Below are 15,519 nucleotides of genomic sequence, written 5' to 3' on the forward strand. Positions count from 1 at the left end.
CGAAGACCGAGACGCAGGGGGAGGACGGCGATGACCGAGGTGGTCGACTGGGGCGACCGCGGTGAGGAACTGCGCAGGGACCCGCACCCGCTGTACGCCCGGCTGCGCGAGCGCGGGCCGGTGCACCGGGTGCGCCTGCCCGGCGGCGACGGGTTCTACGAGACCTGGCTCGTCGTGGGGTACGAGGAAGCGCGCGCCGCGCTCACCGACCCGCGGCTGATCAAGGACAGCGAACGGCTCGGGATGCACTTCCTGGACGTGGAGACCGTCGGCAAGCACCTGCTGATCAGCGACCCGCCGCAGCACACCCGCCTGCGCTCGCTGGTCTCGCGCGCGTTCACGGCGCGCCGCGTGGAGGAACTGCGCCCGCGCGTCGAGCGGATCACCGGCGACCTGCTCGACGCGATGCTGCCCCGCGGCCGCGCCGACCTGGTGGAGTCCTTCGCCTATCCGCTGCCCCTCACCGTGATCTGCGAGCTGCTCGGTGTCCCGGAGATCGACCGCGCCGCGTTTCGCGCGACGTCCACCGAGATCGTCGCCCCCACCGACGCCGACAGCGAGGGCGACGCGCTGATCCGGCTCGGCGCGTACCTGACCGAGCTGATCGAGGACAAGCGCTGCGCCGGGCCGGGCGGCGACCTGCTGAGCGAGCTGATCCGCACCACCGCCGAGGACGGCGACCGGCTCTCCGTCGGCGAACTGCGCGGCATGGCGTTCCTGCTGCTCGTCGCCGGCCACGAGACCACGGTCAACCTCATCACCAACGCCGTGCACGCCCTGCTCACCCACCCCGCCCACCTGGCCGCCGTGCGCGCCGACCCGGCGCTGCTCGACGGGGTGGTCGAGGAGACGCTGCGCTGGGAGGGGCCGGTGGAGAACGCCACGTACCGGTTCGCCGTGGAGCCCGTGGAGATCGCCGGTGTGACCCTCGACAAGGGCGACCCGGTGCTGATCGGCCTGGCCGCCGCCGGCCGCGACCCCGCGCGCTTCGGCGACCCGGACCGCTACGACATCGGCCGCGACACGCGCGGGCACCTCGCCTTCGGCCACGGCATCCACTACTGCCTGGGCGCCCCGCTGGCCCGCCTGGAGGCCCGCACGGCCCTGGGCGCCCTGCTGGAGCGCGCCCCCGCCCTCGCCTTCGACGGACCGCCCCCCGACACATGGCTGCCCGGCATGCTGATGCGGGGGCGGCGGACGCTGCCGGTGCGGTGGACGCCCTGAGGGCCACGCCGGGACGCGCCACCGGGCCGGGCCCGGCTCACCCCAGCCCCGTCGGCTCCGGCGCCCCCGGGACCTCCCGCAGGGACACCGGGCGGTGCTCGCGGTGGGAGAGGGCGCAGGCCTCGGCGATGCGCAGGGCCTGGAGGGCCTCGCGCCCGTCGCAGGGGTTGGCGCGCTCGCCCCGGACCACCTCGACGAACGCGGCGAGCTCGGCTTCGTACGCGGGGGCGAAGCGCTCCAGGAACCCGGCCCAGGGCTTGTCCGCGGCGGGCGGGCCGGTCGGCTCCGTCGACGCGATCGGCGTGCGGTCGTCCAGGCCGACGACGATCTGGTCCCGTTCCCCGGCGAGCTCCATGCGCACGTCGTACCCGGCGCCGTTCATCCGGGTCGCCGTGGCGGTGGCCAGCGTGCCGTCGTCCAGGGTGAGCACCACGGCCGCGGTGTCGACGTCCCCGGCCGCCCGGAACACCGGCGGTCCCGCGTCGGACCCGGCGGCGTAGACGTCCACCACCTCGCGCCCGGTCACCCAGCGCAGCGCGTCGAAGTCGTGGATCAGCGCGTCCCGGTAGATCCCGCCGGACACCGGCAGCCACTCGGGCGGCGGCGGCGCCTGGTCGGACGTCACCGCCCGCACGGTGTGCAGCCGCCCGAGCCGTCCCGAGCGCACCGCCTCGCGCGCGCCCGTGTAGCCGGTGTCGAAGCGGCGCTGGAAACCCATCTGCAGCACGGTCCCGGCGGACTCGACCTCCGCGATGGCCTGCAGGGTCCCGGGCAGGTCCAGGGCGATCGGCTTCTCGCAGAAGACCGGCAGCCCGGAGCGCGCCGCCCGGCCGATCAGGTCGGCGTGGGCGGACGTCGAGGTGGTGATCACCACCGCGTCGACGCCCCACCGGAAGATCTCGTCCACCCCCGGTGCCGCCGTCTCGCCGAGGCGCAGCGCGAGGTCCTGCGCCCGCGCGGGGTCCGCGTCCGTCAGGATCAGCGACCCGACCTCACGGTGGCGGCTGAGCGTGTTCGCATGGATCGTGCCGAGGCGGCCCGTCCCGATGACCCCGATGCGCATGGAACCAAGGTGCGGTCGGACTCCGCGCGCTGTCAATGCGTATGTCCGGACAATCGGACTACACAACTTCCCGTCAACCGGCCACGGAGCTACGCTCGGGCCGTGCCGAAACCAGATGTGGACCCGACCGTGCAGCTCGACCTCCGGGTGGACCGCAGTTCCCCCGTCCCCCTGTACTTCCAGCTGTCCCAGCAGCTGGAGGCGGCGATCGAGCACGGCGCGCTGACCCCGGGCAGCCTGCTGGGCAACGAGATCGAGCTGGCGGCCCGGCTCGGCCTGTCCCGGCCGACCGTCCGCCAGGCCATCCAGTCGCTGGTCGACAAGGGCCTCCTGGTGCGCCGCCGGGGCGTCGGCACCCAGGTCGTGCACAGCCAGGTCAAACGCCCCCTGGAACTCAGCAGCCTCTACGACGACCTGGAGGCGGCCGGCCAGCGCCCCGCGACCTCGGTCCTGGTCAACACCGTCGTCCCGGCGACCGCCGGCGTCGCGGCCGCGCTCGGCGTGCCCGAGGGCGACGACGTCCAGCGCATCGAGCGGCTGCGGCTCGCCCACGGGGAGCCGATGGCGTACCTCTGCAACCACCTGCCCTCCGGCCTGCTCGACCTGGACACCGCGGAGCTGGAGGCCACCGGCCTGTACCGGATGATGCGGTCCGCCGGGATCACCCTGCACAGCGCCCGCCAGTCGATCGGCGCCCGCGCCGCCACCGCCGCCGAGGCCGAGCGGCTCACCGAGGCCGAGGGCGCGCCGCTGCTCACCATGCAGCGCACGACGTTCGACGACACCGGCCGGGCGGTCGAGTTCGGCGACCACATCTACCGCCCGAGCCGCTACTCCTTCGAGTTCCAGCTCCTGGTCCGGCCGTAGCGCCAGGACCCGGCCCGCCGACCCCCGGTGCGGGACCCGTTTCGTCGCATTGTCCGGACAATGCGACCGCTCCCGGGTCCCCCGGCCGACCGCGCCCGAGCCCGTGTTCGATAATGGGGCGTTTGCGTCCGGTGAACGGTGAACCGTCATGACCGCCGCCGGACGCGCGCACGACAGCACACGGCAAGAAGGGCACGGCCTCGTGGCACGGTTTCGGACCTGGGCAGGGATCGCGTTGGCGGGGGCACTGTGCGTGTCGCTCGCCGGGTGCAGCAGCACCGGGGGCAAGCGCGCCGAGGACGCCCGCAAGGCCGCGGCCGCGCACGGCAGGGCGGCGGTGGACACCCCCCGCTGGACCGTCGCGATGATCACCCACTCGGGCGATGGCGACACGTTCTGGGACATCGTCCAGAGCGGCGCCGAGCAGGCCGCCCTCAAGGACAACATCGCGTTCCTCTACTCGCACGACGACGAGGCGCAGCAGCAGGCGCAGCTCGTCGACGCGGCCGTCGACAAGAAGGTCGACGGGATCATCGTCTCGCTCGCCAAGCCCGACGCCCTCAAGGCCGCCCTGGCCCGCGCCAGGAAGGCCGGCATCCCGGTGATCACGGTGAACTCGGGGTCCGAGCAGTCCAAGGCCTTCGGCGCGCTCACCCACGTCGGCCAGGACGAGTCGGTGGCCGGCGAGGCGGTCGGCGAGGAGCTGAACCGGCGCGGGCGCAAGAAGGCGCTGTGCCTCCTGCACGAGCAGGGCAACGTCGGTCACGAGCAGCGCTGCGACGGCGTGGCGAAGACCTTCCACGGCACGCTCCAGCGGCTCTACGTCAACGGCACGAGCATGCCCGACGTCCAGTCCGCGCTGGAGGCGAAGCTCCAGACGGACCGGGCGACCGACGCCGTGGTCACGCTCGGCGCGCCGTACGCCGACACCGCCGTACAGGCCCGGCGCGGTGCGGGCAGCACCGCCGAGATCGACACCTTCGACCTGAACGCCAAGGTCGCCGCGGGCCTGCAGGACGGCAGCCTCGGCTTCGCCGTCGACCAGCAGCCCTACCTCCAGGGCTACGAGGCCGTGGACCTGCTGTGGCTGTACAAGTACAACGCCGACACCCTCGGCGGCGGCCGGCCCGTGCTGACCGGCCCGCAGATCGTCACCAAGGACCAGGCCGCCGCGCTCGCCGCGTACACGCAGCGGGGGACCCGATGAACGCGGCCACGGACGGAATCCGTGAAGAAAGGTTCCTGCAGAGTGCGTCCGCGCGTCGCCTGCTGAGCCGCCCCGAGCTGGGCTCGGTCGTCGGCGCGGTCGCGGTCTTCGTGGTGTTCGCCCTGGCCGCCGACGGCTTCCTGCGCGCGTCGAGCCTGAGCACCGTCCTGTACGCGTCCTCGACGATCGGCATCATGGCCGTGCCCGTCGCGCTGCTGATGATCGGCGGTGAGTTCGACCTCTCGGCCGGCGTCCTGGTCACGTCCTCGGCGCTGATCTCGTCGATGACCAGCTACCAGCTCACCGCGAACGTCTGGGTCGGCGTCGGCGTGTCGCTGCTGGCCACCCTCGCCGTGGGCGCCTTCAACGGCTTCCTGCTCACCCGCACCCGGCTGCCCAGCTTCATCGTCACCCTGGGCACGTTCCTGATGCTCACCGGCATGAACCTCGGCTTCACCAAGCTGATCGACGGCACGGTCTCCACCAAGACCATCGCCGACATGGAGGGCTTCCCCGCCGCGCACGCGGTCTTCGCCTCCACGCTCACCGTCGGCGGCGTCGACGTGAAGGTCACCATCCTGTGGTGGCTCGCCCTGGTCGCCGTCGCCTCCTGGATCCTGCTGCGTACCCGGGCCGGCAACTGGATCCTCGCCGTCGGCGGCAACGCGGACGCGGCCCGCGCGGTCGGCGTCCCCGTCGCCCGCACCCGCGTCGCCCTCTACATGGGCGTGGCCCTCGGCGCCTGGATCTCGGGCCAGCACCTGCTCTTCTCCTACGACGTCGTCCAGTCCGGCGAGGGCGTCGGCAACGAGCTGATCTACATCATCGCGGCCGTCATCGGCGGCTGCCTGATCACCGGCGGCCACGGCAGCGCCGTCGGCTCGGCGGTCGGCGCCCTGCTGTTCGGCATGACCAGCAAGGGCATCGTCTTCGCCGAGTGGAACCCCGACTGGTTCAAGTTCTTCCTCGGAGCGATGCTGCTCCTCGCGACCCTGCTCAACCACTGGGTCCGCAAGCGCGCGGAGGCGGCCAAGTGACCCTCGTCGAGCTGACCGGCGTCAGCAAGCACTACGGCTCCGTCCGCGCCCTCGACGGCGTCTCCCTGGAGGTCCACGCGGGGGAGATCACCTGCGTCCTCGGCGACAACGGCGCCGGCAAGTCGACCCTGATCAAGATCATCGCCGGGCTCCACCAGCACGACGGCGGCGTCCTGCGGCTCGACGGCGAGGAGACCCGGCTGTCCTCCCCGCGCGAGGCACTGGACCGGGGCATCGCCACCGTCCACCAGGACCTGGCCGTCGTCCCGCTCATGCCGGTGTGGCGCAACTTCTTCCTCGGCTCGGAGCCGCGCAAGGGCGCCGGCCCCTTCAAGCGCCTGGACGTCGACTTCATGCGCCGCACCACGCGCGCGGAGCTGCTGCGCCTGGGCATCGACCTGCGCGACGTCGACCAGCCCATCGGCACCCTGTCGGGCGGCGAACGCCAGTGCGTGGCGATCGCCCGCGCGGTGTACTTCGGCGCCAAGGTCCTCATCCTCGACGAGCCGACGGCAGCGCTCGGCGTGAAGCAGTCGGGCATGGTCCTGAAGTACGTCGCGGCGGCCCGGGACGAGGGCCTGGGCGTGGTGCTCATCACCCACAACCCGCACCACGCGTACCTCGTCGGCGACCGGTTCGTCCTGCTGAAGCGGGGCACCACCGTCGGCCACCACACGCGCGACCGCATCACGCTCGAGGAGCTCACCCACCAGATGGCGGGCGGCAGCGAGCTGGAGGCGTTGAGCCACGAACTGGGGGGACGCGACCGCGGCTGACGCCGGCTCGCGTGAGCCGGGGCGCACCGTCCTGTTCGCTCCACGGGCCGGACCTGGGCGGAAGGGCCGGCCCACGGTACGTCGCCACGCGCGCGTGGGTGCGGCCCCGCGCTCCGCGCCGTTGCCCCATTCGGCGCCCTGGGGGACCGTGCGGCAGAATCGGGCCTTGATGAGCACCTACGGCAACTTCAGCGCCCCCATCGGCTCGCGCCGTGCGCCGGCGCTCCGCACCGTCGGCACGCGTGAGCGCCGCTCCCACCTGACCGCGCCGCGCGTGCCCACGGTGGGCATCGACATCGGCGGGACCAAGGTCATGGCGGGCGTCGTGGACGCCGACGGCAACATCCTGGAGAAGGTCCGCGCGGAGACCCCGGACAAGTCCAAGAGCCCGAAGGTCGTCGAGGACACGATCGTCGAGCTGGTGCTGGACCTGTCCGACCGGCACGACGTGCACGCCGTCGGCATCGGCGCCGCCGGCTGGATCGACGCCGACCGCAACCGCGTCCTGTTCGCGCCCCACCTGAACTGGCGCAACGAACCCCTGCGCGACCGCCTCTCCGGCCGCCTCTCGGTCCCCGTGCTGGTCGACAACGACGCCAACACCGCCGCCTGGGCGGAGTGGCGCTTCGGCGCCGGGCGCGGCGAGGACCACCTGGTGATGATCACCCTCGGCACCGGCATCGGCGGCGCCATCCTGGAGGACGGCCAGGTCAAGCGCGGCAAGTACGGCGTCGCCGGCGAGTTCGGCCACATGCAGGTCGTGCCCGGCGGTCACCGCTGCCCGTGCGGCAACCGCGGCTGCTGGGAGCAGTACAGCTCCGGCAACGCGTTGGTCCGCGAGGCCCGCGAGCTGGCCGCCGCCGACTCCCCGGTGGCGTACGGCATCGTCGAGCACGTCAAGGGCAGCATCGCCGACATCACCGGCCCGATGATCACCGAGCTGGCCCGCGAGGGCGACGCCATGTGCGTCGAGCTGCTCCAGGACATCGGGCAGTGGCTCGGCGTGGGCATCGCCAACCTCGCCGCCGCCCTCGACCCGTCCTGCTTCGTGATCGGCGGTGGCGTCTCGGCCGCCGACGACCTGCTCATCGGCCCCGCGCGCGACGCGTTCAAGCGGCACCTCACCGGGCGCGGCTACCGCCCCGAGGCCCGCATCGTGCGCGCCCAGCTCGGCCCCGAGGCCGGCATGGTCGGTGCCGCCGACCTCGCCCGCCTGGTCGCCCGCCGCTTCCGGCGCGCCAAGCGGCGCCGGGTCGAGCGGTACGAGCGCTACGAGCGGTTCGCCGAGTTCCGCCGCACGAGGGACACGGCATGACCGCCTCGCTGCCCCGCCAGGCCGCGCCGCCGGACGAGCCGCCCCGTCCGCCCGAGGACCGCCGCCACATGATCCGCCGCCGGACGCTCACCCTGCTCATCATCGGGCTGCTCATCGGCGTCCCGGCCGGCTACCTGGTGATCTCCGCCGCGCAGAGCCGCGACAGCGGCCTGGACAAGGAGAAGAAGTACTCCGCGACCGGCCTCACCGAGGGCTGGCCGTCGAAGGTCCAGCGCACGCTGTACCAGGTGCCCGTCCCGCACCCGTCCAACAAGGTCGCGTACTACGAGACGAACAACTGGAAGACCAGCCGCCTCTACGTCCAGTTCCAGACCACCCACGCGGGCCTGGACCAGTTCCTCTCCGACCTGGGCGTCAATCGGGACGACCTGACCAAGGACCGCATCACGATCAGCGCCCGCGACCAGAAGGTCACCGGCTGGAAGTTCTCGGGCCCCGGCTCGCGCCCCGGCGACTACTTCGGGCTGATCCGCCAGCAGAAGAAGCCGCAGCCGACCCAGGACGTGGTGGTCAACACCGGCAATCCGACCTACCCGATGGTGTACGTCGTCTCGCGGACGGTGCCCTGACCGGGGCGTACGGTGCGCGGCCGAGCGCAGGGGCCCGTCGTCCGGACTGTGGTCGGTCGTCGGGGCCGGTCGTCCGGACTGTGGTCGGCCGTGGGGGCCGGTCGTCCGGTGGGCCGTCGGCCGTGGGGCCGATTGTCAGACCCCGCCCGTAGAGTCGAAGACGACTGATCCGGGACGCGGGCGGGAGGTGAACAGGGCTCATGGGCGACACGGCCACGGGGGAGCGGGCGGCCGCTCCGGCGCACCCGGCCGTCCCGGCGCACCCGGCCGTCCCGGGAGCGGCGGCATCCTCGGCGACGGCACCGGCACCGGCGTCCGTCCCGGTGCGCCTCGCCGCCGTCTTCCTGCCCGCCGCCCTCCCGCGCGAGGGCCGCATCGCCCTGTGGGACCCGTCGGACGGCCCGCTGCCCACCCCCGAGGGTGAGGCCGAGCGCACGGAGCTGACGGTCGTACGCCGCCACGGCTCCTCGGTCCGCCGCAGGCAGGCCCCCGCGCTGTCGCTCCCGCTGGACCGGGCGCTCCCGCTGCTCGTGCGTGCCCGCCGCGACCCCACCGCCCACCCGGCCACGGCCTGCTGGGGCGCGGCGGCGCTGCACGCGGTACGGCTGGCCGCCCGCGGCCGCCTGCTGCCCGGCCTCACACCCACCGGACACGACGCCTGGCGGGCGGGCCCCCTCGACCCCGAGGACGTCGCCCACCTGCGCGCGGTCGCCGCCGCCCTCCCGCCCGAGGGCCACGCCGTGCCGCTCCCCGGCCCCGGACCGCTGCGACTGCCCCAGCCGGAGGCGCTGATGCGCGCCTTCCTCGACGCCGTCGCCGACACCCTGCCCCGCACCCCGGCCGCCCCGTACGCCTCGGGCAGGCCCTTCGCCGACCGCAGGCCGCAGCGGCTGCGCGGCGCCCAGGACTGGGCCGCCGAGGTCGCCGCGGGCATGGACGCGGGCGTGCGCATCTCGTTGCGCCTGGACCTGTCGGCGTACGACCTGTTCGACGCCGGGGGCGGGGCGGGCGCCGGCGGGGCGCGCAGCGCCGGGGCCGCCGTGGTGCAGGTGCACAGCCTCGCCGACCCCACCCTGGTGGCCGACGCGGCGGCGCTCTGGGCGGGCGAGGCCGACGCGGCGTTCGGGCCCCGCGCGCGGGTGGACGCGGCGCTCGCCGTGCGGCGCGCGGCCCGGGTCTGGCCGCCCCTGGCCCGGCTCGCCGAGCAGGACGCGCCCGACGTGCTCGCCCTGTCGGAGGAGGAGCTGGGCGACCTGCTGGGCGTCGCCGCCGGCCGGCTCGCGGCGGCCGGGGTCGCCGTCCACTGGCCGCGCGACCTCGCCCACGACCTCGCCGCGACCGCGGTCGTCCGCCCCGCCCCGGGCTCGGCGACCGACGGCACCGGCTTCTTCGACAGCGAGGAACTGCTCCAGTTCCGCTGGCAGTTGGCGCTCGGCGGGGACCCGCTCAGCGAGACCGAGATGGACCTGCTCGCCGAGGCGCACCGGCCGGTCGTCCGGCTGCGCGACCAGTGGGTGCTCGTCGACCCGGCGCTGGTCCGCAAGGCCCGCAAACGCGAACTGGGCCTGCTCGACCCGGTCGACGCGCTGTCCGTCGCGCTCAGCGGCACCGCCGAGGTCGACGGCGAGACGGTCGAGGCCGTCCCGGTGGGTGCCCTGGCCGCCCTGCGCGACCGCCTGACGGCCGGCGTCCGCCCGGCCGACCCGCCACCCGGCCTGCACGCGACCCTGCGCGACTACCAACTGCGCGGCCTGGCCTGGCTCGACCTCATGACCACCCTCGGCCTCGGCGGCTGCCTCGCCGACGACATGGGCCTCGGCAAGACCATCACCGTCATCGCGCTGCACCTGAAGCGCGCCCGCACCGAGCCGACGCTCGTGGTCTGCCCCGCCTCGCTGCTCGGCAACTGGCAGCGCGAGATCACCCGCTTCGCACCCGGCGTCCCCGTCCGCCGCTTCCACGGACCCGAGCGCACCCTGGACGACCTCACCGGCGGCTTCGTGCTCACCACGTACGGCACCATGCGCTCCGCGGCCCCGACCCTGGCCCGCCAGCCCTGGGGCATGGTCGTGGCCGACGAGGCCCAGCACGTGAAGAACCCCTACTCGGCGACCGCGAAGGCGCTGCGCACGATCCCGTCCCCGGCACGGATCGCGCTCACCGGCACGCCCGTCGAGAACAACCTCTCCGAGCTGTGGGCCCTGCTCGACTGGACGACCCCCGGGCTGCTCGGCCCGCTGAAGTCGTTCCGCGCCCGGCACGCCCGCGCCGTCGAGAACGGCGAGGACCCGCAGGCCGTGGAGCGCCTGGCCCGCCTGGTCCGCCCCTTCCTGCTGCGCCGCAAGAAGTCCGACCCGGGCATCGTCCCCGAGCTGCCGCCCAAGACGGAGACCGACCACCCGGTCCCGCTCACCCGCGAACAGGCCGCGCTGTACGAGGCGGTGGTGCGCGAGTCGCTGTCCGTCATCGAGAGCGCGGAGGGCATCGCCCGCCGGGGCCTGGTCCTCAAGCTGCTCGGCGCGCTCAAGCAGATCTGCGACCACCCCGCGCTGTACCTGAAGGAGGAGCACGGCCAGTACGCCGACGACCGCCTCGTCGCCCGCTCCGGCAAACTCGCCCTGCTGGACGAGCTGCTGGACACCGTCCTGGCGGAGGACGGCTCGGCGCTGGTCTTCACCCAGTACGTCGGCATGGCCCGCCTGATCGCCGCGCACCTGGCCGGCCGGGCGGTCCCGGTGGACCTGCTGCACGGCGGGACGCCGGTGGCCGAGCGCGAGCGGATGGTGGACCGCTTCCAGAGCGGGGCGACCCCGGTCCTCGTCCTCTCCCTCAAGGCGGCCGGCACCGGCCTGAACCTCACGCGTGCCGGTCACGTCGTCCACTTCGACCGCTGGTGGAACCCCGCAGTGGAGGAGCAGGCCACCGACCGCGCCTACCGCATCGGCCAGACCCAGCCCGTCCAGGTCCACCGCCTGATCACCGAGGGCACCGTCGAGGACCGCATCGCCGACATGCTCCAGGCCAAGCGCGCCCTCGCCGACGCGATCCTCGGCTCCGGCGAGTCGGCCCTCACGGAACTCACCGACCGTGAGCTGTCCGACCTGGTCTCGCTGCGGAGGGAGGCGTGATGACCGACCAGGACGACGTGACGGACCACGGCGACAAGCCCCACGACGGCGACATGGCCCACCACGGCGACCGCCCGGCGGACGCGGCCCGACGCGCGCTGCGGGCCGCGAGGGGCGGCCGGGGGAGCGCGGAGCAGCCTGAGACGGAGGCGGCGCCGACGACCGGCCACGCCCACACGGGCGGCCCTGAGGCGACGCCGACGCCTGCCTCGGACGAATCGACCCGCGCCGAAGTCGCGGCTCCGGCCATGGAGTTGCCGACCCGCCAGCATCCCGGCGAGGGTCCGCGCCGACCGGCCGACATCGCCCGCGAGGCGCTGCGGCGGGCGAGGGCGGACAGGGAAGCGCCGAGCGGGGAGACGCCGACGGTGGGGGAAGCCGACAGCGCCTCGGAAGCCGACGGCGCCGCCGAACCCGGCAGCGCGGTCGAGGACGTACGCCGGCCTGCCGTCGTCCGCACGGCCGCGGCGGAGGAGGACGCCGTCCCGGACCGTGACCGTGACCGAGAGCGTGACGACCCGTCCCCCGAGGAGCGGGAGCGGGAAGTGGACACGCACGGAGCCACCCACCCCCGTCCCGCAGCGCCCCCCACTCCCGACCGTGACGCAGACGCAGACGCAGACACTGGCGTCCGCCCGCCGCCCCCGGACGGACCGGCGACCCGGCCCTCGGCCCTCGCCAGGGAGGCCCTGCGGTCGGCGCGGGCCGAGGCGCGCCGCGAGGCACCGGACCCGGGTGCGTCACGGGGCCCGGCGTCCCGCCGCCGACGCGCCGAGCCCACCCGTGTCCCCGGTGGACGCGCGGGCGACGTGCGGAGTCTGCTGGCGGACGCGTTTCGGATGCCGTCGGACGACGACGCGGGGGAGGAGCCGACACCGTCATGCGTGAACGCCCCCGGAGCGGGAGCCTGGCAGGAGGAGCCCGCGGCCTCCGCCCCGGACTCCCGGACCGCTCCGGACCCCGAGCGTCACCACGAAGCACCGCCCGCCGTCGCGCCGCCGCGCACCGCGCCCGGCTCGATGGCCGCCCCGGGCCGCGACGGTGACCTGCGGCGCACGTTCCCCGCGTTCCCGCCCCGGAAGCCCGCGCAGGCCGGCCCGGACGGCAGGCCCGGGGAAGAGGGCTCCTCGCCCGCCCCGTTCGCGGACACCTGGTGGGGCAACGCCTGGATCACCGCGCTGGAGGAAGGCGCGCTCGACGTCAAGCGGCTGCTGCGGGGCCGGGGGTACGCCGAGCAGGGACACGTGGACGCGATCACGGTGACCCCGGGATCGGTGCTGGCGTACGTGCAGGGGAGCCGGCCGCGGCCGTACCGGGTGCAGGTGCGGTTGCGCACGCTGGGCGAGGAGGGCTGGGAGCGGTTCCTGGAGGCGGCGGTGGAGCGGCCGGGCCACATCGCGGCCCTGCTGGACAAGGAACTGCCCCACTCCCTGGCCGACTGCGGCGTACCCCTGCTGCCGGAAGCGGGCGACCTGGAACCGCAGTGCAGTTGCCCCGACCGCGGCCACCCCTGCAAGCACGCCGCCGCGCTCTGCTACCAGACGGCACGCCTGCTGGACGCCGACCCGTTCGTGCTGCTCCTGCTGCGGGGCCGGGGTGAGCGGGAGCTGCTGGACGCGCTGTCCCGCCGCAACGCCGCGCGGGCGGCACGGGCGGCCCAGGAGCACGGCCCCGACCCGCTGCCGGGCGTCCGCGCCTCGGAAGCCCTGGCTCCGGAACGGCGGCTGAGCCCCCTGCCGCAGCCCCTGCCCCTGCCGCCGCACCCGGAGCAGCCCCCGGCGTACCCGTCGGTGCCGGACGGCCCGGACTCCTTCGCGCTCGACCAGCTCGCCACCGACGCCGCCGCCCGCGCGCACGCCCTCCTGGCGACCGGCCGGGACGAGGTGGGGGAACTGACGCTGTGGCAGGACGCGGTACGGCTCGCCGCCGCCCGCCCCGGCTCAGGTCTCACGGCCGGCAGCCGCGCCCTCTACTCCTCCCTGGCGTCGGCCGCGGGCCGCACCCCGGCCGAACTGGCCCGCGCGGTGGCGGCCTGGCGGCAGGGCGGCCCCGACGGCCTGGCCGTCCTGGAGGAACCGTGGGACCCGCCGGCGGGCCGCTTCGACCGCGCCCGCCCGCTGCTCCTCGCCGCGGACCTCCCGGCCTTCCGCCCCTGGCGCAACCGCCTCACGCACCCCCGCGGCCACATACAGCTCCGCCTGGGCCACGACGGCCTCTGGTACGCCTACGAGTCCGAACCCGACCAGGACGACTGGTGGCCCCGCGGCACCCCGGACCCGGACCCGGTAGGAGCCCTGACCGGCCTGGCGACGGACCCGGACACCCTCTGAGCCGTCGGGCGGACCGTACGACTCCGACCGCCGGGCCGCCGGTGCGACGGCCCGGCTACTCCGCGAGGGTGTGTGCGACGAGGGCGTTGGCATGACCGTGCCCCAGCCCGTGCTCGGCCTTGAGCCAGTTCACGAGCTCCATGTGCCGGGTCAGCGGCGACGAGCGGATGAGGTCCTTCCATTCCGCCACCGGGCGACCGTACTTGTTCTCGATGGCGGGGAAGTAGCTCGCAGGGCCCTTGACGGCGTCGGTCATGTCGGCAGTGTCCCGTCTGTCTGTGCTGGCTGCACTCGAACCGCCCGCGCCACGGGGGTCCGTCCGGCCGCGGGGCGTTGTTGTCACAGGTATGACGGCCGGGCACGGCTCAGGTCATCGCCCGCCGAACGTGGGCTGCATCACACGGAGTTCGAGGCCGCGGGGCGTCCCGTACAAGGACGTGAGCTGGGGGTTCGCTTGACGGTACGGTCGATGCGTGGAGACGAAGACAGTGAGCGAGTGCCCTTTGCACGGGGGCGGTGTGCGTCCCGACTACCTGGTCGGGCGGTGTCTTGAGCAAGTAGTTGCCTCGTGGCACCTGTACGGCTCGGAGGCTCCGTCCGGCCCACTGGACGTGTGGCTGATCGACAGCGAAGCGGTCGCCACGCGTATCACGACCGGTTCGGACTGGTGCCTGATCGTGGAGACATCGAACCCCTTCGCGAGATACGACATGGCGGAGTCAGGCCGCGTCGAGGTGGTACCGGTCAACGGTGAGACTCCGTTCGCGGACCACCTCGGCGAGAGGGTGCTGGCGGTCAGTGAAGAGAGTGTTGCGGACAGCGGGCGGATCGCACTGGAGATCGCCTTCGGCTCCGGCCGTGTCCGCTGCGAAACCTGGTCCGGCGATCTTCGCCTGTCCAGCAAGTGATCAACAGACCAGCCAGGGCGAGAACGTGTCCGGTGCTGCTGATCACGTGCCTACTGGCGTACCAACACCTCGGTTCATGAGATGACTTCTCAATCCGCGAACGGCGCCCCGAGCAGCAGGTCCTCCGCCGTGGGGACCGGGAACCCCGGGATGTGACGGCGGCCGACCTCCGCGAAGGGGTGCATCAGGGTCGACAGGGGCTTGGTGCGGCACAGCGACAGGATGGTGGAGAGCGCGTCCTGTTTGAACCCCTTCCTCGGGAACGCGGCGAGGATTTCCTCGCGCGTACCGGACGGGATCTGCTGGAGGTCGTTGCCGGAGAAGTCGAGCCCGGAACCCAGGGAGACCATCGCGATCTCGGGCCGTTTCCTGGTGGCGATACCGGTGCTGGTGTGCAGCGCGATCGCGTCCCACACCACGTCCGCCCGCTCGGCCGGAACACGGCGTTCCACCAGGAAGCGGCGCGCGGCATCCGCACCGTCGACTTCGAAGCGTTCGGCCGGAGTCCGATGGGCCTCGACCAGGCCGAGGTCGTGCAGCACCGCCGCGACGAAGGCGAGTTCACGGTCGTAGGGAACACCCCGCCGGTCCAACAGCGCACAGCCGAACAGGTAGGACCGCATGACGTGGTTGAAGAGTGTCTCGGACGACGCCTCGCGGGCGAACTCGGCTGCGTCCCGGGCCAGTCGGCTGCCGGGGATGCGGATTCCCCCCACCGACCGAGGCAGGTGGCCGGCTCCCGACCACGACGCCTCCGGGGCCCTGTCCCCCCGTACGCCCGCATCCGCATCCGCATCCGCATCCGCGGCCACGGCGGAACCGACCTGCGCGGAGGCCACGGTGAAGGCCGCTCCGGCCACCGCCACGCCGGCACCTCGCCTCAGCGCCGTACGCCGAGTGATGTCGTCGCCGTCATGTCCCTTGCTCACCTCGTGCATTGGGTTCCTCTTCGTCGTCGCTCACCTCGTGGAACGCCGGGAGCCTATGAGCGGCGTACGAACGCAAACAGAGGAGCAAATGCCAAGAAGCTCCGGATTCTCGCCAGGGAGCGTTCGTGGCGCTCGGAGCATTCAC

13 protein-coding genes are annotated in these 15,519 nt (G+C 73.9%); 10 read left to right on the plus strand and 3 right to left on the minus strand.

The features are described 5' to 3' along the window. The first annotated feature begins 30 nt into the window (after positions 1 to 30). The gene (locus AQJ30_RS06505; protein ID WP_169808462.1) at positions 31 to 1,224 is read left to right on the plus strand and encodes a cytochrome P450 family protein; all 1,194 of its coding nucleotides are present in this window, start codon (positions 31 to 33) and stop codon (positions 1,222 to 1,224) included. Between the two features lie 37 nt (positions 1,225 to 1,261). On the opposite strand, the gene AQJ30_RS06510 is transcribed toward AQJ30_RS06505, so the two are convergent. After that, positions 1,262 to 2,287: a Gfo/Idh/MocA family protein gene (locus AQJ30_RS06510; protein ID WP_067229777.1), complete on the minus strand. Its 1,026-nt coding sequence runs from the start codon at positions 2,285 to 2,287 to the stop codon at positions 1,262 to 1,264. 129 nt (positions 2,288 to 2,416) lie between these two features. Between AQJ30_RS06510 and AQJ30_RS06515 the strand changes: the two genes are divergently transcribed. The 8 genes from AQJ30_RS06515 (at position 2,417) to AQJ30_RS06550 (ending at position 13,537) form a co-directional block, all read left to right on the plus strand. Continuing rightward, positions 2,417 to 3,154 carry a GntR family transcriptional regulator gene (locus tag AQJ30_RS06515; protein ID WP_107119521.1) on the plus strand — a complete coding sequence of 246 codons (738 nt, stop codon included), beginning with the start codon at positions 2,417 to 2,419 and terminating at the stop codon, positions 3,152 to 3,154. Between the two features lie 202 nt (positions 3,155 to 3,356). Continuing rightward, positions 3,357 to 4,361: a sugar ABC transporter substrate-binding protein gene (locus tag AQJ30_RS06520; RefSeq protein WP_067230902.1), complete on the plus strand. Its 1,005-nt coding sequence runs from the start codon at positions 3,357 to 3,359 to the stop codon at positions 4,359 to 4,361. Further along, positions 4,358 to 5,398, plus strand: coding sequence for an ABC transporter permease (locus AQJ30_RS06525; RefSeq protein WP_067229786.1), 1,041 nt, complete (start codon positions 4,358 to 4,360; stop codon positions 5,396 to 5,398). Before AQJ30_RS06520 ends, AQJ30_RS06525 begins: the two co-directional genes overlap by 4 nt. Next, positions 5,395 to 6,174 carry an ATP-binding cassette domain-containing protein gene (locus tag AQJ30_RS06530; RefSeq protein ID WP_067229789.1) on the plus strand — a complete coding sequence of 260 codons (780 nt, stop codon included), beginning with the start codon at positions 5,395 to 5,397 and terminating at the stop codon, positions 6,172 to 6,174. Before AQJ30_RS06525 ends, AQJ30_RS06530 begins: the two co-directional genes overlap by 4 nt. A 169-nt stretch (positions 6,175 to 6,343) precedes the next feature. Continuing rightward, complete coding sequence (locus tag AQJ30_RS06535; RefSeq protein ID WP_067229791.1) at positions 6,344 to 7,489, plus strand: ROK family glucokinase; 1,146 nt, start codon at positions 6,344 to 6,346, stop codon at positions 7,487 to 7,489. Then, positions 7,486 to 8,079, plus strand: coding sequence for a sugar kinase (locus AQJ30_RS06540; RefSeq protein WP_067229795.1), 594 nt, complete (start codon positions 7,486 to 7,488; stop codon positions 8,077 to 8,079). The genes AQJ30_RS06535 and AQJ30_RS06540 overlap by 4 nt, the downstream gene beginning before the upstream one ends. A gap of 200 nt (positions 8,080 to 8,279) precedes the next feature. After that, positions 8,280 to 11,207, plus strand: a complete 2,928-nt coding sequence (locus AQJ30_RS06545) for a DEAD/DEAH box helicase (RefSeq protein WP_245726823.1) — start codon at positions 8,280 to 8,282, stop codon at positions 11,205 to 11,207. A gap of 248 nt (positions 11,208 to 11,455) precedes the next feature. Further along, a complete protein-coding gene (locus tag AQJ30_RS06550; protein WP_067230912.1) occupies positions 11,456 to 13,537 on the plus strand; it encodes an SWIM zinc finger family protein in 2,082 nt (693 codons plus the stop codon). Positions 13,538 to 13,592: 55 nt separating this feature from the next. Here AQJ30_RS06550 and AQJ30_RS06555 read toward each other — a convergent pair whose 3' ends face one another. Next, positions 13,593 to 13,793, minus strand: a complete 201-nt coding sequence (locus tag AQJ30_RS06555; RefSeq protein ID WP_067229797.1) for a DUF4287 domain-containing protein — start codon at positions 13,791 to 13,793, stop codon at positions 13,593 to 13,595. Between the two features lie 217 nt (positions 13,794 to 14,010). On the opposite strand from AQJ30_RS06555, the gene AQJ30_RS06560 reads away from it, so the two are divergent. Further along, on the plus strand, positions 14,011 to 14,445 hold the full coding sequence (locus AQJ30_RS06560; protein WP_067229800.1) for a hypothetical protein: 435 nt from the start codon (positions 14,011 to 14,013) through the stop codon (positions 14,443 to 14,445). 89 nt (positions 14,446 to 14,534) lie between these two features. Here the strand turns inward: AQJ30_RS06560 and AQJ30_RS06565 are convergent, their stop codons facing one another. Next, positions 14,535 to 15,161, minus strand: a complete 627-nt coding sequence (locus AQJ30_RS06565) for an HD domain-containing protein (RefSeq protein ID WP_245726824.1) — start codon at positions 15,159 to 15,161, stop codon at positions 14,535 to 14,537. Positions 15,162 to 15,519 lie beyond the last annotated feature (358 nt).

The sequence above is a fragment of the Streptomyces longwoodensis genome, from assembly GCF_001514125.1.
Lineage (GTDB): Bacteria > Actinomycetota > Actinomycetes > Streptomycetales > Streptomycetaceae > Streptomyces > Streptomyces longwoodensis.

Bases quoted from the DNA above. Each gene is read 5' to 3' on its own strand.
- AQJ30_RS06505 (WP_169808462.1), top strand. From the start codon at position 31: ATGACCGAGGTGGTCGACTGGGGCGACCGCGGTGAGGAACTGCGCAGG.
- AQJ30_RS06510 (WP_067229777.1), bottom strand. From the start codon at position 2,287: ATGCGCATCGGGGTCATCGGGACGGGCCGCCTCGGCACGATCCATGCG.
- AQJ30_RS06525 (WP_067229786.1), top strand. From the start codon at position 4,358: ATGAACGCGGCCACGGACGGAATCCGTGAAGAAAGGTTCCTGCAGAGT.
- AQJ30_RS06535 (WP_067229791.1), top strand. From the start codon at position 6,344: ATGAGCACCTACGGCAACTTCAGCGCCCCCATCGGCTCGCGCCGTGCG.
- AQJ30_RS06540 (WP_067229795.1), top strand. From the start codon at position 7,486: ATGACCGCCTCGCTGCCCCGCCAGGCCGCGCCGCCGGACGAGCCGCCC.
- AQJ30_RS06545 (WP_245726823.1), top strand. From the start codon at position 8,280: ATGGGCGACACGGCCACGGGGGAGCGGGCGGCCGCTCCGGCGCACCCG.
- AQJ30_RS06550 (WP_067230912.1), top strand. From the start codon at position 11,456: ATGGAGTTGCCGACCCGCCAGCATCCCGGCGAGGGTCCGCGCCGACCG.
- AQJ30_RS06555 (WP_067229797.1), bottom strand. From the start codon at position 13,793: ATGACCGACGCCGTCAAGGGCCCTGCGAGCTACTTCCCCGCCATCGAG.